At 69.7% G+C, this 16,664-nt stretch carries 18 protein-coding genes; 15 read left to right on the forward strand and 3 right to left on the reverse strand.

The window, feature by feature from the left end; translation table 11 throughout:
- Positions 1–15: 15 nt before the first annotated feature.
- A complete protein-coding gene (locus SVA_RS09025) occupies positions 16–735 on the reverse strand; it encodes a GntR family transcriptional regulator (protein ID WP_197703437.1) in 720 nt (239 codons plus the stop codon).
- 190 nt (positions 736–925) lie between these two features.
- Between SVA_RS09025 and SVA_RS09030 the strand changes: the two genes are divergently transcribed.
- The 15 genes from SVA_RS09030 to SVA_RS09100 all read left to right on the forward strand — a co-directional run bounded on the left by SVA_RS09030 (position 926) and on the right by SVA_RS09100 (position 13,616).
- Positions 926–1,207 carry a UxaA family hydrolase gene (locus tag SVA_RS09030; protein WP_096460915.1) on the forward strand — a complete coding sequence of 94 codons (282 nt, stop codon included), beginning with the start codon at positions 926–928 and terminating at the stop codon, positions 1,205–1,207.
- A 2-nt stretch (positions 1,208–1,209) separates the two neighbouring features.
- Positions 1,210–2,373, forward strand: a complete 1,164-nt coding sequence (locus tag SVA_RS09035; protein ID WP_096460916.1) for a UxaA family hydrolase — start codon at positions 1,210–1,212, stop codon at positions 2,371–2,373.
- Positions 2,370–3,107: a succinate dehydrogenase/fumarate reductase iron-sulfur subunit gene (locus SVA_RS09040; RefSeq protein ID WP_197703438.1), complete on the forward strand. Its 738-nt coding sequence runs from the start codon at positions 2,370–2,372 to the stop codon at positions 3,105–3,107. The genes SVA_RS09035 and SVA_RS09040 overlap by 4 nt, the downstream gene beginning before the upstream one ends.
- Positions 3,104–3,445, forward strand: a complete 342-nt coding sequence (locus SVA_RS09045) for a succinate dehydrogenase (protein ID WP_179948812.1) — start codon at positions 3,104–3,106, stop codon at positions 3,443–3,445. The genes SVA_RS09040 and SVA_RS09045 overlap by 4 nt, the downstream gene beginning before the upstream one ends.
- Positions 3,442–3,786, forward strand: coding sequence for a succinate dehydrogenase, cytochrome b556 subunit (gene sdhC, locus SVA_RS09050; protein ID WP_096460917.1), 345 nt, complete (start codon positions 3,442–3,444; stop codon positions 3,784–3,786). Before SVA_RS09045 ends, sdhC begins: the two co-directional genes overlap by 4 nt.
- The gene (locus tag SVA_RS09055; RefSeq protein WP_096460918.1) at positions 3,776–4,513 is read left to right on the forward strand and encodes a sulfite exporter TauE/SafE family protein; all 738 of its coding nucleotides are present in this window, start codon (positions 3,776–3,778) and stop codon (positions 4,511–4,513) included. Before sdhC ends, SVA_RS09055 begins: the two co-directional genes overlap by 11 nt.
- Before the next feature lie 71 nt (positions 4,514–4,584).
- Positions 4,585–5,598 (forward strand): ABC transporter substrate-binding protein, encoded by a 1,014-nt coding sequence (locus tag SVA_RS09060; RefSeq protein ID WP_096460919.1) that lies wholly within the window; start codon positions 4,585–4,587, stop codon positions 5,596–5,598.
- Positions 5,599–5,600: 2 nt separating this feature from the next.
- The gene (locus tag SVA_RS09065) at positions 5,601–6,434 is read left to right on the forward strand and encodes an ABC transporter ATP-binding protein (protein ID WP_197703439.1); all 834 of its coding nucleotides are present in this window, start codon (positions 5,601–5,603) and stop codon (positions 6,432–6,434) included.
- On the forward strand, positions 6,427–7,308 hold the full coding sequence (locus SVA_RS09070; RefSeq protein ID WP_096460920.1) for an ABC transporter permease: 882 nt from the start codon (positions 6,427–6,429) through the stop codon (positions 7,306–7,308). The genes SVA_RS09065 and SVA_RS09070 overlap by 8 nt, the downstream gene beginning before the upstream one ends.
- Before the next feature lie 11 nt (positions 7,309–7,319).
- On the forward strand, positions 7,320–8,195 hold the full coding sequence (locus SVA_RS09075) for a fumarate hydratase (protein WP_096460921.1): 876 nt from the start codon (positions 7,320–7,322) through the stop codon (positions 8,193–8,195).
- Between the two features lie 111 nt (positions 8,196–8,306).
- A complete protein-coding gene (locus SVA_RS09080; RefSeq protein ID WP_096460922.1) occupies positions 8,307–8,918 on the forward strand; it encodes a fumarate hydratase C-terminal domain-containing protein in 612 nt (203 codons plus the stop codon).
- A complete protein-coding gene (locus tag SVA_RS09085) occupies positions 8,915–10,657 on the forward strand; it encodes an L-aspartate oxidase (protein WP_096460923.1) in 1,743 nt (580 codons plus the stop codon). The genes SVA_RS09080 and SVA_RS09085 overlap by 4 nt, the downstream gene beginning before the upstream one ends.
- On the forward strand, positions 10,645–11,571 hold the full coding sequence (locus tag SVA_RS09090; RefSeq protein ID WP_096460924.1) for a hydroxyacid dehydrogenase: 927 nt from the start codon (positions 10,645–10,647) through the stop codon (positions 11,569–11,571). Before SVA_RS09085 ends, SVA_RS09090 begins: the two co-directional genes overlap by 13 nt.
- Positions 11,572–11,574: 3 nt before the next feature.
- Positions 11,575–12,579, forward strand: coding sequence for an Ldh family oxidoreductase (locus tag SVA_RS09095; RefSeq protein WP_096460925.1), 1,005 nt, complete (start codon positions 11,575–11,577; stop codon positions 12,577–12,579).
- A gap of 458 nt (positions 12,580–13,037) precedes the next feature.
- Positions 13,038–13,616 carry an SAM-dependent methyltransferase gene (locus SVA_RS09100; RefSeq protein WP_096460926.1) on the forward strand — a complete coding sequence of 193 codons (579 nt, stop codon included), beginning with the start codon at positions 13,038–13,040 and terminating at the stop codon, positions 13,614–13,616.
- On the opposite strand, the gene SVA_RS09105 is transcribed toward SVA_RS09100, so the two are convergent.
- Positions 13,613–16,060, reverse strand: coding sequence for a Lon protease family protein (locus SVA_RS09105; protein WP_197703440.1), 2,448 nt, complete (start codon positions 16,058–16,060; stop codon positions 13,613–13,615). The genes SVA_RS09100 and SVA_RS09105 overlap by 4 nt on opposite strands.
- 11 nt (positions 16,061–16,071) lie before the next feature.
- Positions 16,072–16,635 carry a ribosome hibernation-promoting factor, HPF/YfiA family gene (gene hpf / locus SVA_RS09110; RefSeq protein WP_096460927.1) on the reverse strand — a complete coding sequence of 188 codons (564 nt, stop codon included), beginning with the start codon at positions 16,633–16,635 and terminating at the stop codon, positions 16,072–16,074.
- Positions 16,636–16,664: the final 29 nt, after the last annotated feature.

Consider the following 16,664-nt stretch of genomic DNA (forward strand, 5'->3'; position numbering starts at 1 on the left):
TTCAAAATTGCTTTTCTAAGCTCCCTTCCCGAGCTCGCTCAGGTAGGCGTGGTGCCCGGTGTTCACCTGGCTCACGCGCAGCTCGACCGGGCGGTCCCGATAGGTATAGGCGACGCGCTCGATCTCGAGCAGCGGGTCCCCGGCGCGCACGCCGAGCGCCTTCCCCGTGGCGCCGTCGGCGGTCACCGCCCGCAGCCTCTCGACCGCACGGATGACGCTCACGCCGTAGCGTTCCTGGTACAGGTGGTAGATCGTGCCCGGCCGCGCGACGAAGATCGCGCGCGTGAGCCCCGGGAACTGCTGCGCGGCGATGGTGATGCGGTCGAGGACGACCGGGTCGTCGTCCAGCCGGAGCAGGTTGACCACACGGATCACGGGGGCGCCCCGCTTCAGTCCGAGCTTCGCGGCCTCGCTCCCGTCCGCCCGGCCGCGCCGGAACGCGTGCAGCTCCACGGCCGGGAAGCGCTTCGTCCCGTCGGCGTCCACGATATGAAAGAAGTGGTAGCGGTAGTGGTCCTCGGAGTGGGTCGAGACGAACGTCCCGCGCCCCTGGTGCCGCACGAGGATCTGGCCGGCGACGAGCTCGTCGATCGCCTTGCGGATCGTGCCGACGCTCACGTGGAACTGCTGCGCGAGCCGCGGTTCGCTCGGGATCGTCTCGCCCGAGCGCCACTCGCCGGACTCGAGCTTCTGCGTGATCTGCGAGATCACGTGACGGTATAACGGGCTTTGCACCGCGGCGCTCCCGCCGTGTGGGGTGCGCGCATTATAGCGCCGGCCGCTTCCGCCAGTCATATATATGACCTAGTTGACTCCGTGCGCGCGCGGGGGCATCATCCGGCGATCGGCGTCGCGCGCGTCCGGGCGACCGCGGTCCGACGCCCCCTCTCGTCACGCCGGGCTCACCGTTCCCGAAGGAGTGTGCATGATCCACTTCATTGTTCACGACAAGGGCGACTCCGTCGGAGTCGTCGTCACCGAAGGCGTCAAGGCCGGCCAGGAACTCACCGGCTGGATCATGGAGGAGAACGAGACCGTGCGCGCACGCGTCGTCGACCCCATTCCGATCGGCCACAAGTTCGCGCTCAAGGATTTGCCCAACGACGCCGCGGTGATCAAGTACGGCGTCGACATCGGGCGCACGGTCGCGCCGATCCGGACCGGCCAGCACGTGCACGTGCACAATCTGAAGACCCGGAGGTGGTAGGCATGTTGAACGAAACCTTCCTGGGCTACCGGCGCGAGAACGGCCGCGTCGGCGTCCGCAATCACGTGATCATCCTCCCCGTGGACGACCTCTCGAACGCGGCCTGCGAGGCCGTGGCGAACAACATCAAGGGCGCGCTCGCGATTCCGCACCCGTACGGGCGGCTGCAGTTCGGCGCCGACCTCGAGCTCCACTTCCGCACGATCATCGGTACCGGCGCCAACCCCAACGTCGCCGCCGTCGTCGTGATCGGCATCGAGCCGGGCTGGACCCAGCGCGTCGTCGACGGCATCGCGAAGACCGGCAAGCCGGTCAAGGGCTTCAGCATCGAGCAGAACGGCGACATCAAGACGATCGCCGACGCCTCGTGGACTGCCAAGGAGTACGTGCAGTGGGCGTCGGAGCTCCGGCGCGAGGCGTGCCCGATCCGCGACCTCTGGGTATCGACCAAGTGCGGCGAATCCGACACCACTTCGGGGTGCGGCGCCAACCCGACCGTCGGCAACGCCTTCGACAAGCTCTACGAGAACGGCAACACGCTGGTGTTCGGCGAGACCTCGGAGATCACGGGCGGCGAGAACCTGGTGCGCGACCGCTGCCGCACGCCGGAAATCGCGAAGAAGTTCATGGACACCTGGTCCGCCTACAACGACTTCATCCTCGCGAACAAGACCAACGACCTCTCCGAGTCGCAGCCGACCAAGGGAAACATCGAAGGCGGCCTGACCACCATCGAGGAGAAGGCGCTCGGCAACATCCAGAAGATCGGCAAGAAGTGCATGGTGGACGGCGTGCTCGCGCCGGCCGAGACGCCGACCGGGCCCGGCCTCTGGTTCATGGACTCCTCCTCCGCGGCCGCCGAGATGGTCACCTTGTGCGCCGCCTCGGGCTACGTCGTGCACTTCTTCCCCACCGGTCAGGGCAACATCATCGGCAACCCGATCCTGCCGGTCATCAAGCTCACGGCGAATCCGCGCACCGTGCGCACGATGCGCGAGCACGTGGACGTGGACACGTCCGGCATCCTGCAGCGCGAGCTGACCCTGGATCAGGCCGGCGACAAGCTGCTGGACATGATGCTCCGCACCGCGAACGGGCGGCTGACGGCGGCCGAGGCGCTCGGCCACCGGGAGTTCGTCCTCACGAAGCTCTACCGGAGCGCATGACCCGGGAGACCGAGGCGATGACGGAGTCGCTCTCGGTCTCGGTGTGGCGCGGGGGCGCGGTCGGCGCCTTCCGCGAGTACTCCGTGCCGCGGCGTGCGAGCCAGACGGTGCTCGACGTGGTGACGCACATCCAGCGGCGGATCGATCCCACCCTCGCCTACCGTTTCGCCTGCCGGGTCGGCATGTGCGGTTCCTGCGCGATGACCGTCAACGGCGTCGCGCGGTGGACCTGTCGCACCCACGTCGCCCGCGTCGCGCCCCACGGGCGGCTCGAGATCGCCCCGCTCGCCAACCTCCCGGTGATCCGGGACCTCGTCTGCGATCTCGATGTCTTCTTCGAGAAATGGCAGCGCGCCCGGGGGCGGTTCGAGCCGAGCGCGCCCGCGTCGACCGATTTCGCGCGCATCGCGCCCGATTCCGGCGAGCGCCGGGCCGCCGAAGCGGGCATCGAGTGCATCGGGTGCGCCGTCTGCTACGCCTCGTGCGATGTCGTCGCCTGGAACCCGGCTTACCTCGGGCCGGCCGCGCTCAACCGCGCCTGGACCCTGATGAACGACGCCCGGGACGCGGCGCACGGTGCGCGCCTGCGGGCCGTGGCGGGCGACGCCGGCTGCCACGCGTGCCACACGCAGCTGAGCTGCACGGAACGCTGCCCGAAGGGCATCTCACCCACCGCCGGTATCGCCGGACTGAAGCGTATGAGTGTCCGGGCCCTGATTCGGGGTGCCCTGTGAGCGCCGCGGCCGAGACGCGGCTGTGGCTCGCGCAGCGCGCGACGGCGGGGCTGCTCGCCGTGTTCGTCGCGGTTCACCTGGTCACCGTCGCGTACGCGGTGCGCGGGGGGCTCACGGCCGCGGAGATACTCGGGCGCCTCCAGGGCCACGCCGGCTGGTTCGCCTTCTACGCGCTGTTCGCGCTTGCGGCCGCGGCGCACGGCGCGATCGGCTTGCGGGTCATCGCGCGCGAGTGGCTCGGCTGGCACGGGCGGTCGCTCGAGATCGCGGCCGTCGCGGCGGGCATCGCGCTCGCGTTCCTCGGGCTGAAAGCGACGTGGGCGGTGACCGCGACATGAGCGACTGGCGCGCGCGCAACCACCCGGCCTGGTGGGCGTTCCTCGTGCACCGCCTCTCGGGGCTCCTGCTCGCGGCGTTCCTGCCGCTGCATTTCTGGGCGCTCGCGCAGGCGTTGCGGGGGGCCGAGCGCCTCGACGGCTTTCTGCGCTGGACCGAGCAGCCGGTCGTGAAGCTCGCCGAGGTCGGGCTCGTGCTGCTGCTCGCGGCGCACCTGACGGGCGGCCTGCGGCTGCTGATGCTCGAGTTCCTCGCCTGGCGCGAGTGGCAGAAAGGTCTCCTCGCGGCCGCGGCCGGGACGAGCCTCGCCGCGGCGCTGGTGTTCGCCCTGAATGTGGTTTGAGTATGGAGTGATCCTGTGCGGCGCGTTTCTCGGTGCAGTGTCGTCCGGCAGCGCGGGTTTCGCCTTCGCGCTGATCGGCACGGCCGTGTGGATGCACGTGTTGCCTCCGCGCGAGGTCGTGAGCCTGGTGGTGCTCTGCTCGCTCCTGCTGAATCTGGCGCTCGTGTGGCGCCTGCGGCGCGACATCGAACCGGCGCGCCTGTGGCCGTTCCTGGCGGGCGGTTTCGCCGGGGTGCCGCTGGGGGTCGCCGCACTCTCGACCGTCGATGCGCGCTGGCTGCGGGCGACCGTGGGCGCGCTGCTCGTTCTCTACAGCCTTTGGCGGCTCGCCCGGTCAGTGCCTCCCGTGCTGCGCTTGCGCGCGGGACCGGGACGGCTGCTCGACGGCCTCATCGGCATGGTGGGCGGCTTCCTCGGCGGGGCGACCAGCCTGAACGGGCTGGTGCCCACGCTGTGGTCCGGTCTGCGCGGCTGGAGCAAGCGCGAGCAGCGCGGCGTCTTCCAGCCGTACATCCTGATCATCCACGTCGTGACGCTCGGGTGGCTCGGCGGCGCCGGAGCCGTTACCCGCGCGACGTTCGTGCATTTCGCGCTGAGCCTGCCCGCGCTCGCGATCGGCGCGCTCGTCGGGCTCCGGATCTACGATCTCGTCGAAGAGCCGGGATTCCAGCGCATCGTGCTCGGCCTGTTCCTGCTGTCCGGCGGCACGCTTCTGCTGCGGGGATGACGCCATCCCCGGCCGAGGCGGGTCAAAATAGCTAACACGCACCGCATTACACCAGCGAGAAGGAGGAGAAGATGAGAACGACGATACGAGCAGTGGCGGCATCGATCCTCGGTCTGGGCATCGCGTTCTTCGCGGCCAGCGGTTTCGCCGAGGTAAAGGAGGTCCGCATCGCGCAGCAGTTCGGCATCGGTTATCTGCCGCTGCAGATGATGGCGGAGAAGGGATTGCTCGAGAAGCACGCGAAGCAGCTCGGCCTCGGCGACATCAAGGTCACGTGGTCTCGCTTCGGCGGCGGCGCGGCGATGAACGACGCGCTGCTCTCCGGGAACCTCGACTTCGCCTCCGGCGGCGTCGGGCCGCTCCTCACCATCTGGGACAAGACGAAAGGCAGCCTGGACGTGAAGGGCGTGGCGGCGATCAACTCGATGCCGCTCTACCTCGTCACGCGCAATCCGAACGTGAAGAGCATCAAGGACTTCACCGAGCAGGACAAGATCGCGCTCCCCGCGGTGAAAGTGTCCGTGCAGGCGCGCACGCTGCAGATGGCGGCGGCACAGGCGTGGGGCCAGGACCAGTACGACCGGCTCGACAAGCTGACGGTCTCCATGAAGCATCCCGACGGCGTCGCCGCGATGCTCTCGGGCCAGTCGGAGATCACCGGGCACCTGACGAGCCCGCCGTACCAGCAGCAGCTGCTCCAGGACGGCAAGATGCGAAAGGTGATGAGCTCCTACGACGTGCTCGGCGGCAAGTCGACGTTCAACACGGTGTGGACGACCTCGAAGTTCCGCAAGGACAACCCGAAGACCTACCAGGCGTTCGTCGCCGCCCTGAAGGAAGCGATGGAGATCATCAACAAGGACAAGGCCGCGGCCACGGACGTCTTCATGAAGCAGACGAACTCGAAGCTCGACCCCGAGTTCGTCCGGAAGATCGTGATGGACGACGAGAACGAGTTCACCATGACGCCGCGCAACACCATGAAGTACGCGGAGTTCATGCACAAGGTCGAGGCGCTCAGGAACAGGCCGAAGAGCTGGAAGGACTACTTCTTCCCCGAGGTCCACAACCTCTCCGGGGGCTGACCATGGGGATGGCGCGTCAGGAAGCGGCGGACTGGGCGGGGAACGACGCCGCCCGGTCGCTGTTGCAGGTCGAGGGGGTGACCCTGCAGTACAAGACCCGGGAGCACCTCGTGACCGCGACCTATCGCGTGGGCTTCGACGTCTTTCCCGCCGATCGTTTCGTGCTGCTCGGACCCTCCGGCTGCGGCAAATCGACACTGCTCAAGGGCGTGGCAGGGTTCCTGGATCCGGTCGAGGGGGCGATCCGCCTGAACGGGAAGCCGGTCCGGGGCCCCGGCCCCGACCGGATGATGGTGTTCCAGGAGTTCGACCAGCTGCTCCCCTGGCGCACCGTCAAGCAGAACGTGATGTTCCCCATGCGCTGCTGCCACCGTTTCAAGGCGGCCGAGGCCGAGGAGCGCGCCCGGGCCGCGATCGCCAAGGTGAACCTGACGAAGTTCACGGACGCGTACCCCCACATGCTCTCCGGCGGCATGAAGCAGCGCGTGGCGATCGCGCGGGCGCTCGCCATGGAACCGGACATCCTGCTCATGGACGAGCCGTTCGCGGCGCTGGACGCCCTCACCCGCCGCAAGATGCAGGAAGAGCTCCTGCGGTTGTGGGAGGAGGTCCGCTTCACGGTCCTGTTCGTCACGCACTCCATCGAGGAGGCGATCATCGTCGGCAACCGCATCCTGGTCCTGTCCCCCCACCCGGGCCAGGTGCGCGCCGAGCTGAATTCGCACGAGTACGACCACGACACGATGGGCGGCGAGCAGTTCGTGAAGCTGCAGCAGCGCATCCACGACATGCTGTTCGCCGAGCGCGTCGAGGAGGAGGTGCACCGCCATGCGTAATCCCGCGCTTGTCACTCCCCCCGTCAGACCGGAACTGGAGCGGCAGACCTCGGACGTCTCGCACGTGGGCGCCATCGAGCGGCCGCTCTCGGCCTGGGAGAAGATCACCAACGTCACCGCCGTGCGGCGCGTGTTCATCCTGGTGCTGCTCGCGGTCGCGTGGCAGGTCTACGCCAGCTATCTCGACAACCCGCTCATGTTCCCGACGTTCGCCGACACCGCGCGCGCCTTCTGGGACGCGCTCGTCGACGGCGGCCTGCTCGGCAAGGCGTGGGTGTCGATCGAGGTGCTGCTGATGGGCTATGCGGCCGGGGTGGGCATCGCCGCCGTGCTCACCACGCTCGCGGTCTCGACGCGCCTCGGCAACGACCTGCTCGCGACCCTGACGGCGATGTTCAATCCCCTGCCCGCCATCGCCCTGCTGCCGCTCGCGATGCTCTGGTTCGGGCTCGGGTACGCCAGCCTGGTCTTCGTGCTGATCCACGCGGTCCTCTGGCCGCTGTCGCTCAACACGCATTCCGGCTTCATGGCCGTGAGCGATACGCTGCGCATGGCCGGCCGCAACTACGGGCTGAAGGGACTGCGCTACGTCGCCGGCATCCTGATTCCCGCCGCCTTCCCCTCGATCCTCGCCGGCCTCAAGATCGGCTGGGCGTTCGCGTGGCGCACGCTGATCGCGGCCGAGCTCGTGTTCGGCGTCAGCTCCGGGTCGGGCGGCCTCGGCTGGTTCATCTTCGAGAACAAGAACGAGCTCGAGATCGCCTACGTGTTCGCCGGCCTCGGCACCGTGATCATCATCGGCCTGCTCGTGGAGAACGTGGTCTTCCGCTGGATCGAGGAGCGGACCGTGCGCAAGTGGGGCATGCAGCGCTGACCGGAGGAACGATGGACGTCGATCTCGAGGCCGTGGAGGCCGCCGCAAAAGAGCTCTACATCCGGGCGCTGAAGATACTGCCCGACGACATCAAGCGGGGCTTCGCCGAGCTCGTCGGGCGCGAGACCCGGGCGACGGCGAAGACGGTGCTCGGCACGATGATCCGGAACATCGAGGTCGCCGAGGCAACGGACAACCTGCTCTGCCAGGACACGGGCCTGCCGATCTACACCGTCACGATCGGGCGCAACGTGCTCGTCGACGGCGTGGACCTCGCCGCGGCCATCCGCCGCGGCTGCGAGCGCGCGACGCGCGAGCATCCGCTGCGCTCCTCGGTGGTGCACCCCCTTACGCGGGAGAACGCGCACACCTCCACCGGGCCACGCATCCCGGACATCCGCTTCGAGTACAGCGACCGCCCCGAGGAGCTGACGATCGGGATGATCCCCAAGGGTTCGGGGTCGGAGAACAACTCCTGGCTCCGGATGGCGATTCCCGCCGAGGGCGTCGACGCCATCAAGCGCTTCGTGATCGACTGCGTGCTCGAGGCCGGCGGCAGGACCTGCCCGCCCACGATCGTCGGCGTCGGGGTCGGCGGAACGGCCGATCTGTGCGTACACCTGGCCAAGCTCGCGGCCACGCGCGCGCTCGGCACGCACTGCGCGGACCCGGAGGGCGCGACGCTCGAGCGGGAGCTGACGAAGGCCGTGAACACGCTGGGCGTCGGACCCCAGGGGCTCGGCGGCGACGCGACCGCCTTCGCGGTCCACGTCGAGCTCGCGGCGACGCACATCACCATGAATCCGGTCGCCGTCAACATGCAGTGCCACTCGGCGCGACGCGCGACCGCGACGTTCACGCCGCAGGGCGTCACTTACGGGTTTTAATGGCAATGTTGAATGCTCAATGCTGAATGTTGAATCAACGGGTGCGCGACGCGCACGACCAGAATTCAACATTCAAAATTCAACTTTCAACATCAAGCTTGTCTCATAGCCATGGCGCACTACGAACTGACCCTGCCTGTCGACGACGACCACGTCCGGCGCCTGCGCGTGAACGACACGGTCACGCTGCAGCGCACGCTCTATGGCATCCGCGACGCGACGTTGATACACATCTTCGATCGCGGGCGCACGTCGCGCTTCGATCTGCGGGGCCACGCCGTGATCCACACTGCGCCCAACGTGCGCCGGGTGGAAAAGAGCGCCGCGCACCCGGCGGGCTACGCGCCGCTCTGCGTGGGCACGACCACGAGCGCGCGCATGGAACGCTTCACCCGGCCGCTCATGGCGCAATACGGCGTGCGCCTCATCGTGGGCAAGGGCGGCATGGGCCAGGATACCCTCGAGGCGTTCCGGGACCTCGGCGGCGCATACCTCGCCATCGTCGGCGGAGCGGCCGCGCTCGAGACGACGTGGATCGAGGCGATCGAGGACGTGGACCTCGACGATCTCAACCCGGAGAGCCTGTGGAAGTTCCGCATCCGCGACTTCGGGCCGCTGCTCGTCGCGATGGACAGCCACGGCGGCAGCGTCTATCGCCAGGTGCAGGACGACGCCGCCGCACGCCGCGAACGCGCCCTCGCCGATCTCGGGGTGCGGCGTTGAGGCAGCTCGAGACGGACATCCTGATTCTCGGCAGCGGCGGCGCGGGGCTCTTCGCGGCGCTGCACGCGCACGACGCAGCCTCCCGCCTCTCCGTCACGGTCGCCGTCAAGGGCCTGCTCGGGAAGTGCGGCTGCACGCGCATGGTCCAGGGCGGCTACAACGTCGCGCTCGCGCCCGGCGATTCCCGCGAGCGCCACTTCATGGATACCCTGGAAGGCGGCAAGTGGCTGCCGGACCAGGACCTGGCCTGGCTCCTCGTCACCGGGGCCCAGGAGCGCATCCGGGAGCTCGAGAACCGTTACGGGTGTTTCTTCGACCGCAACCCCGACGGCACCGTGCACCAGAAGGCCTTCGCCGGGCAGACCTTCGATCGCACCGTGCACAAGGGCGACCTGACGGGCATCGAGATCATCAACCGCCTGAGCGAGCAGGTCTGGGCGCGGGGCGTGAAGCGGCTGGAAGAGCACCGCGCCGTGGCGCTCGTCCGTGCGGCCGACGGGAGCCGGATCGCCGGCGTGCTCTTCATCGACATGCGCACGGGCGAGTACGTGTACGCGGCGGCACGCGCCGTGCTGCTCGCGACCGGCGGCGGACCCACGATGTACAAGTACCACACGCCCTCGGGCGACAAGAGCTGCGACGGGCTCGCGATGGCGCTGCAGGCGGGGCTCGCACTGCGCGATCTCGAGATGGTGCAGTTCCACCCGACCGGACTGCTCGCCGGACCGGACACGCGCATGACGGGAACGGTGCTCGAGGAGGGCTTGCGCGGCGCGGGCGGACATCTGCTGAACGGCCGGATGGAGCGGTTCATGGCGGACTACGATCCGCGCGGCGAACGGGCCACGCGCGACATCGTCTCGCGCGCGATCGCCGCCGAAATCCGCGCCGGCCGCGCCTCGCCGAACGGGGGCGTCTACCTCCGCATGAGCCACCTGGGCGCCGAGAACGTGCGCCGCCAGTTCAAGGGAATGGTCGAGCGCTGCCGGGACTGCGGGTTCGACCTGGCGGGCGGGCTCGTCGAGGTCGTGCCGACCGCACATTATATGATGGGCGGGGTGGTCTTCCGCCCGGACTGCAGCACGGTCCTGCCCGGCCTGTACGCCGCCGGCGAGGACACGGGCGGCGTGCACGGCGCGAATCGCCTCGGCGGCAACGGCGTGGCGAACTCGACCGTGTTCGGGGCGGTGGCCGGCGATCGCATGGTGGAATGGGTGGAACGAACGGGGAAGGCGACCCCACCGCCCGATTCCGCCGCGATCGAGCAGGCGATCGAGATTTGCGAGCGACCCTTCCGGCGACCGGCCGGCGACGTGAACGCCCTGCGCGAGGCGCTCTTCGAGCTGATGTGGGACGACGTCGGCATCCTGCGGGACGCCGCCGGCCTCGCGCGCGCCGGCGCCGGCCTGCGCGGTCTCGCCGAACGCATCGAGGGGACGGGGATCGCCGACGGCGGGCGCGCCTTCAATCTCACCTGGCACGACTGGCTGAATCTGCGCAACCTGGTTTTCGTGAGCCGCGCGATCACGGCCGCCGCGGCCGCGCGCGAAAACTCCGTGGGCGCGCACTACCGCGAGGATTTCCCCGACTCCCCTCCTCCGGCACAGGCCGCCTACACCCGCCTGGAGTGGCGCGAGGACGCCTTCGACGTCCGCTTCGAGCCGGTCGCGTTCACGCGCGTGCGGCCGGGCGAAACCCTGCTCGAATCCCCGGAAGAGGCATCGCGATGCGCGTCGTGATCAGCGAGTTCATGGACGGGCCGGCGGTGGCGGAGCTCGCCGCCCGTTTCGACACGCAGTACGACGCGGCGCTGGTCGACGATACCGCCCGCCTGCACGCGGCGCTCGCCGAAGCCGACGCGCTCATCGTGCGGAACCGCACCCGCGTGGACGCCACGCTGGTCGCGGCCGCACCGCGCCTGCGCGTCGTCGGGCGGCTCGGCGTCGGGCTCGACAACATCGATCTCGCCGCCTGCCGCGCGCGCGGGATCGAGGTCATTCCGGCGACCGGGGCGAACGCGCAGGCCGTCGCCGAGTACGTCGTCTGCACGGTCATGATGCTCCTGCGCGGCGCGTACGGCTCGAGCGCCGAGGTCGCGGAAGGCCGGTGGCCCCGGACCGCCCTCAGCGCCGGCCGGGAGCTCGCCGGCAAGACGCTCGGCCTGGTCGGTTTCGGCGGCATCGGTCAGCTGACCGCGCGCCTGGCGCGGGCGCTGGGCGCCCGTGCCGTGGCGCACGACCCCGCGATCGATACGCAGCTCCCGCTGCTCCGGGAGCTCGACGTCCGACTCGTCGGGCTCGACGAGCTCCTCGCGGTGGCGGACGCGGTGTCGCTGCACGTGCCGCTGACCGACGCGACGCGCGGGCTGCTGGATCGGCCTCGCCTAGCCCGGCTGAAACGCGGCGCGGTGATCGTCAATACCGCGCGCGGCGGCGTCGTGGACGAGACGGCGCTCGCGGAGCTGCTGCGGAGCGGCCATCTCGGCGGCGCGGCGCTCGACGTCTACGCGGAAGAACCGCTGCGCGCGGGCAGCCCGCTCGCCGGCGCCCCGAACCTGATCCTCACCCCGCACATCGCCGGGCTCACCCAGGAATCCAACCGGCGGGTGAGCTCCCTCGTGGCGCAGCGGGTCATCGAATTCCTCTCAGGGTGACGCATGCCGACGCTCGCACTCGCTGACCTGTCCGACCTCGTCGCCCGCGCGCTCGAGCGGGCGGGCGCCTCCCGACGGCAGGCGGAACCGGCGGCCGCCGCGCTCGCGATCGCCGAGGCCCAGGGTCTCGCCTCGCACGGTCTCGCCCGGGTGCCCCTCTACTGCGCGCACCTGCGCGCCGGCCGGACGGACGGCCGCGCCGAACCGCGCATCGCGTCCGCGAAGCCGGCGGCCGTCCTCATCGACGCGGCCTGCGGCATGGCGTTCGCCGCGTGCGCCCTCGCCGTCCAGGAGGCGATCGCGCGGGCCAGATCGAACGGCGCCGCGTTCGCCGGCGTGACGAACAGCAATCACTTCGGGGTCGCCGCGCTGCACCTCATGCCGGTCGCCGAGAACGGGTTCGTCGGCCTCGCCTTCGGCAACTCGCCGGCCGCCATGGCGGCCTGGGGCGGAAAGCGGCCGCTCTTCGGCACCAATCCGATCGCCGCCGTTTTCCCGCGCCGCGACGGACGTCCGCTCGTGATCGATCTCTCGCTCTCCGAGGTCGCACGCGGCAAGCTGCTCGTCGCGGCGCGCGAGAAGAAGTCGATCCCGCCCAGCTGGGCACTCGACCGGGACGGCCGGGTGACGACCGATCCGCAGGCCGGGCTTTCGGGCAGCATGCTGCCGGCGGGCGGCGTCAAGGGCGCCATGCTCGCGCTCGTCGTCGAGCTTCTCTGCGTCGCGCTCACCGGCGCGGCTTACGGCTTCGAGGCCGACTCGTTCTTCAGCGATACGGGCAACCGCCCGCGCATCGGGCAGGCCTTCCTCGTGATCGACCCGGGCGCGCTCGCCGGGCGCGATGCCTACCTGGAACGCATCGAGACCCTGATCTCGGCGATGCTGGCGGACGGCGACGTGCGTCTGCCCGGCGCGCGGCGCCTCGAGCACGAGGCGCACGCACGCCGCGACGGCGTCCGTGTCGACGACGCGCTCTACGAGGATCTGCGCAAGCTCGCCGACGCGTGAGCGGGCGCGAAGGCGCCGTCGACGTCGGAACCGCAGCCCGGCGGGTGAATCGCTTATCGGCGTCGGCGCCGGAGCGTCACCTTTCCCGGCGTTTCGCGCCACGGTGCGCAGCAACACGAACAGGCTCGATCCCGCCATGAGCGCGGCGGCGAGGACCGGTCGAAGCAGGCCCGCGCTCGCTGCTGCGAGCGCCACGAGGTTGTAGCCGAAAGCCCAGGCGACGTGCACGTGATGGTGCGACGCTCGCCGCCGCGGGCGATGAGGGAGGTCGAATCGAGTCAGTTAGTACGTTTCACGATCGTTACGTTGCCTCACTTTTTTTCCGGGTCGCAAAGACACGATGCTGCCGCGGACTTGTCCGCCCGATCGTCGCAGCCCGGGGCCCGGAAGTCCCCGATTGCGCGAGCGTCCGGGCTTCGCCATGGTTCGCCTCGGCGAAACCGATAAGGAGGTCGGCGATGCGTGTAGCTCGGAGACTCGGATGGGGGTGGTGGCTGCTCTGTCTCGCGGCGCTCGTCGCACCGGCCCAGGCGCGCGATGTCCCCTACGTGCCTACGCCCGAGGAGGTCGTGCGGGGCATGCTGGAGCTCGCGAAGATCGGACCGGACGACCTGGTCTACGATCTCGGTTCGGGCGACGGCCGCATCGTCATCATGGCGGCCAAGGAGTTCGGCGCGCGCGGCGTCGGCGTGGACATCGATCCGGACCGCATCGCGGAGGCGAACGAGAACGCGCGCGCCGCCGGCGTCGCGGACAAGGTGAGATTCATCCAGTCCGACCTGTTCGAGGTCGATCTGCGGCCGGCGACGGCGGTGACGCTCTATCTCCTTCCCGAGGTGAACCTGCGCCTGCGCCCCAAGCTGCTCGAGGAGCTCAGGCCCGGCACTCCGGTGGTGTCGCACCGGTTCGACATGGGGGACTGGACGCCCGAGGCGGAACGCAATTTCGATGGACGCACCGTCTATCTCTGGCACGTCCCTCCGAAGACGGCCCTGAAGCGCGGGACAGCCCGCGCGGAGCGCGCAGCCGCACCCTAGCGCCGCGCGCGCGAGGGATCGGGGTCGTCGCCCGGCCCCGGTGCGAAAAACGCCCGGGCCTGCTCGGCCATCGCGCGCAGCTTCGCCTCCACCAGGAAGTTGACGCTGCCGTCGGGAAACCGGCCGTCCGGACCCCGCTCGCCGGCCGGGCGTCCGGTGAGGAGCGCCAGCCCCTCGTCGACGTGGTTTACCGCGTAAACGTGGAAGCGTCCCTGCGCCGCGGCCTCCACGACGTCCGCGCGCAGCATCAGGTGCTGCACGTTCGCCGCCGGGATGAGCACGCCCTGCTCGCCGGTCAGGCCGCGACGCCGGCAGGCGTCGAAGAACCCCTCGATCTTCTCGTTCACTCCGCCGATCGCCTGCACCTCGCCGTGCTGATCGATTGAGCCGGTCACGGCCAGCGACTGCCGGAGCGGGACGTCCGCGAGCGCCGAGAGCAGCGCATAAAGCTCCGCGCACGAGGCGCTGTCTCCTTCGACCTCGCCGTAGGTCTGCTCGAAGACCAGGCTCGCCGACATGGAGAGCGGCCGATCGAGCACGTAACGACCGCCGAGGAGGCCGGAGAGGATCAGCACGCCTTTGCTGTGGATCGGACCGCCGAGCTCGACTTCCCGCTGGATATCGAGCACGTCACCCTTGCCGAGCCGAACCCGCGCGCTGATCCGGACCGGATGGCCGAAAGCGAAGTCGCCGAGCCGCGCGAGCGACAGCCCGTTCACCTGCCCCACACGGCTTCCCCGGGTCTCGATCAGGAGCAGCCGGCGCTCGATCTGCTCCTGCACGAGTGACCGCACGCGATCCAGGCGATAGACCTTCGCGTCGATCGCGCGCGCGATGTCCTCGACCGTGACCGTCCCGCGTCCCGCCTCGCGCGCCCAGTAATCCGCTTCACGCAGCAGGTCGGCCAGCTCGCGCACGCGCAGCGACAGCTTGCTGGCGTCGTCCGCGAGCCGCGCGGCGTGCTCGACGGTGCGCGCCACCGCTCCGCGATCGAAGGGCAGCAGCTTCTCCTTGAGGACGAGCCCGGCGATGAGCCGCGCGTAACCGAGCTGCGCCTGATCGTCGCGCGCCATGTCGTCCTCGAAGTCGGCGGCGACCTTGAAGAGCTCGGCAAAGTCGGGGTCGTACTGGTACAGCAGGTAATACAGCAGCCGGTCCCCGAGCAGCACAACCTTGACATCCAGCGGCGCGGGCTCGGGTTCGAGCGAGACGGTACTGATGAGGCTCAGCACCTGCCCGAGCGATTCGATCCGGATCTCGCGCGTATCGAGCGCGCGCTTGAGCCCCTCCCAGGCGAAGGGCTGCATGAGCAGCTTGCGCGCGTCGAGCAGGAGGTATCCGCCGTCGGCCCGGTGCAACGCGCCCGCCTTGATCAGGGCGAAATCCGTGACCAGCGCCCCCATCTGCGCCACGTGCTCGATGCGCCCGAGCAGGTTGTGGTAGGTGGGATGGTCCTCGTGCACGACCGGCGCGCCCGCCACCCCGCTTCGATCCACCAGCACATTGACGCGGTAGCGGCGCAGGGGCGCCCCGCCTCCCGTCATAGGCAGGCCGGACGGCGTCTCGGGTCCTTCCTCGCCGCGGCGGAAATCCTCGAAGTTCTCGACCATCGCCTGCTCGAGCCGGTCGAGGTGCTCCAGGACCTGCGCCAGCGATGCGTAGCCCTTGCGCAGCTCGTCGATCGCGTGGCGCACGGCGGACGTCGCCACCTCGCGATCGAGCTGCCGGATTCGCTGCTGCCCCTCGCGCCGCCATTGATGGATCTGCTGCATGAGCCGCTCGAGGCGCTCTTCGAGCGAGGCGATCACCGCCTGCAGCCGCTCCTGCTCCTCCCCGGGCAGCGCCTGGAATTCCTCGGCGCCGACCACCTCGCCCTTGCGCATCGGCGCGAACGCCATGCCGGCCGGCGTGCGGATGAGCGCGATGCCGTGCGAGTCGGCCTCGCGGCCCAGCTCCTCGAACGCACGCTGCTGCTGCTCCTTGAGCGACTCCTCGATCTCGCGCCGCCGCGCCCGATACTCGTCGGTTTCGAACACCGCCGGAATCGCGCCTCGCACGTCCTCCAGCAGCCGGTCCACGTCGCGCCGAAGACGCTCGCCCACGCCGGTCGGGAGCCTCAGGAGGCGTGGACGGTGGGGCGCGTCGAAGTTGTTGACGTAGCAAAGATCAAGGGAGGCCGGTTCCCGCGCCGCGCGCTCGTCGAGTATCAGCCGCACCAGCGTGCGCTTGCCGGCGCCCGGAGGGCCGAGCGCGTAGAGATGGTAACCAGGGCGCCGGATGCCGATGCCGAAACGCAGGGCTTCGAGCGCGCGCGGCTGCCCGAGAATGGTATCGAGCGGCTTCAGACCCGCGGTGGTCTCGAAGTCGAGCTGCGCGGGGTCGCAGCGGGTGTAGAGCTTCTCCGCCTCGAGCGGCGGGATCGCCGGCGTGCCCCCCTTCGCCACCCCTGGTCCTTTCACCCCGGGTGATGCTTGCCCACGAGACGGACGGTGCTCGCCTGCGGCCCGCGCTCGCCCATCTCCTCGACGAAACGCACCTCGGCGCCCACCGCGAGGTCGCCGAAGTCGGCGTCGATCACGCTGTGCCGGTGGAAGTAGACGGTGCGACCGTCCCCCGTCTCGATCCGGCCGTAGTCCTCCCCGGGGTTCAGCTCGACGATGCGGCCGTGGGGCGGCGTCTCGTGACTCTTCACGTCCCCGCGCCGGCGCCGCTCGTGATCCTCGAGCCGGCGCCGCACCGCGTCGAAGGCGTCCCGGATGGCGACGTAGACGTCTTCGTGCGCGTGGTTCAGCTCCGGCTCGCGGCTCGCCACCAGCTCCGCGCCCGGCACCTTCAGGTCCACGCGCACGTGATACAGGTGCCCCTGGTGGCGGTGCTTGTGCTCGGCCTCGACGACCACCCGACAGCTCATGACGTCGTCGGCATAGCGTTCGAGCCGCTCCGCCCGCTCCCGGACCTTCGCCTCGATGGCATCGGAGGGGTCCAGATTTCGGAAGACGATCTGCAACGGCAGCTTCATGATTCGCTTCTCCAAACGACGCCCGGCGC

This window comes from Sulfurifustis variabilis (assembly GCF_002355415.1).
GTDB lineage: Bacteria > Pseudomonadota > Gammaproteobacteria > Acidiferrobacterales > Sulfurifustaceae > Sulfurifustis > Sulfurifustis variabilis.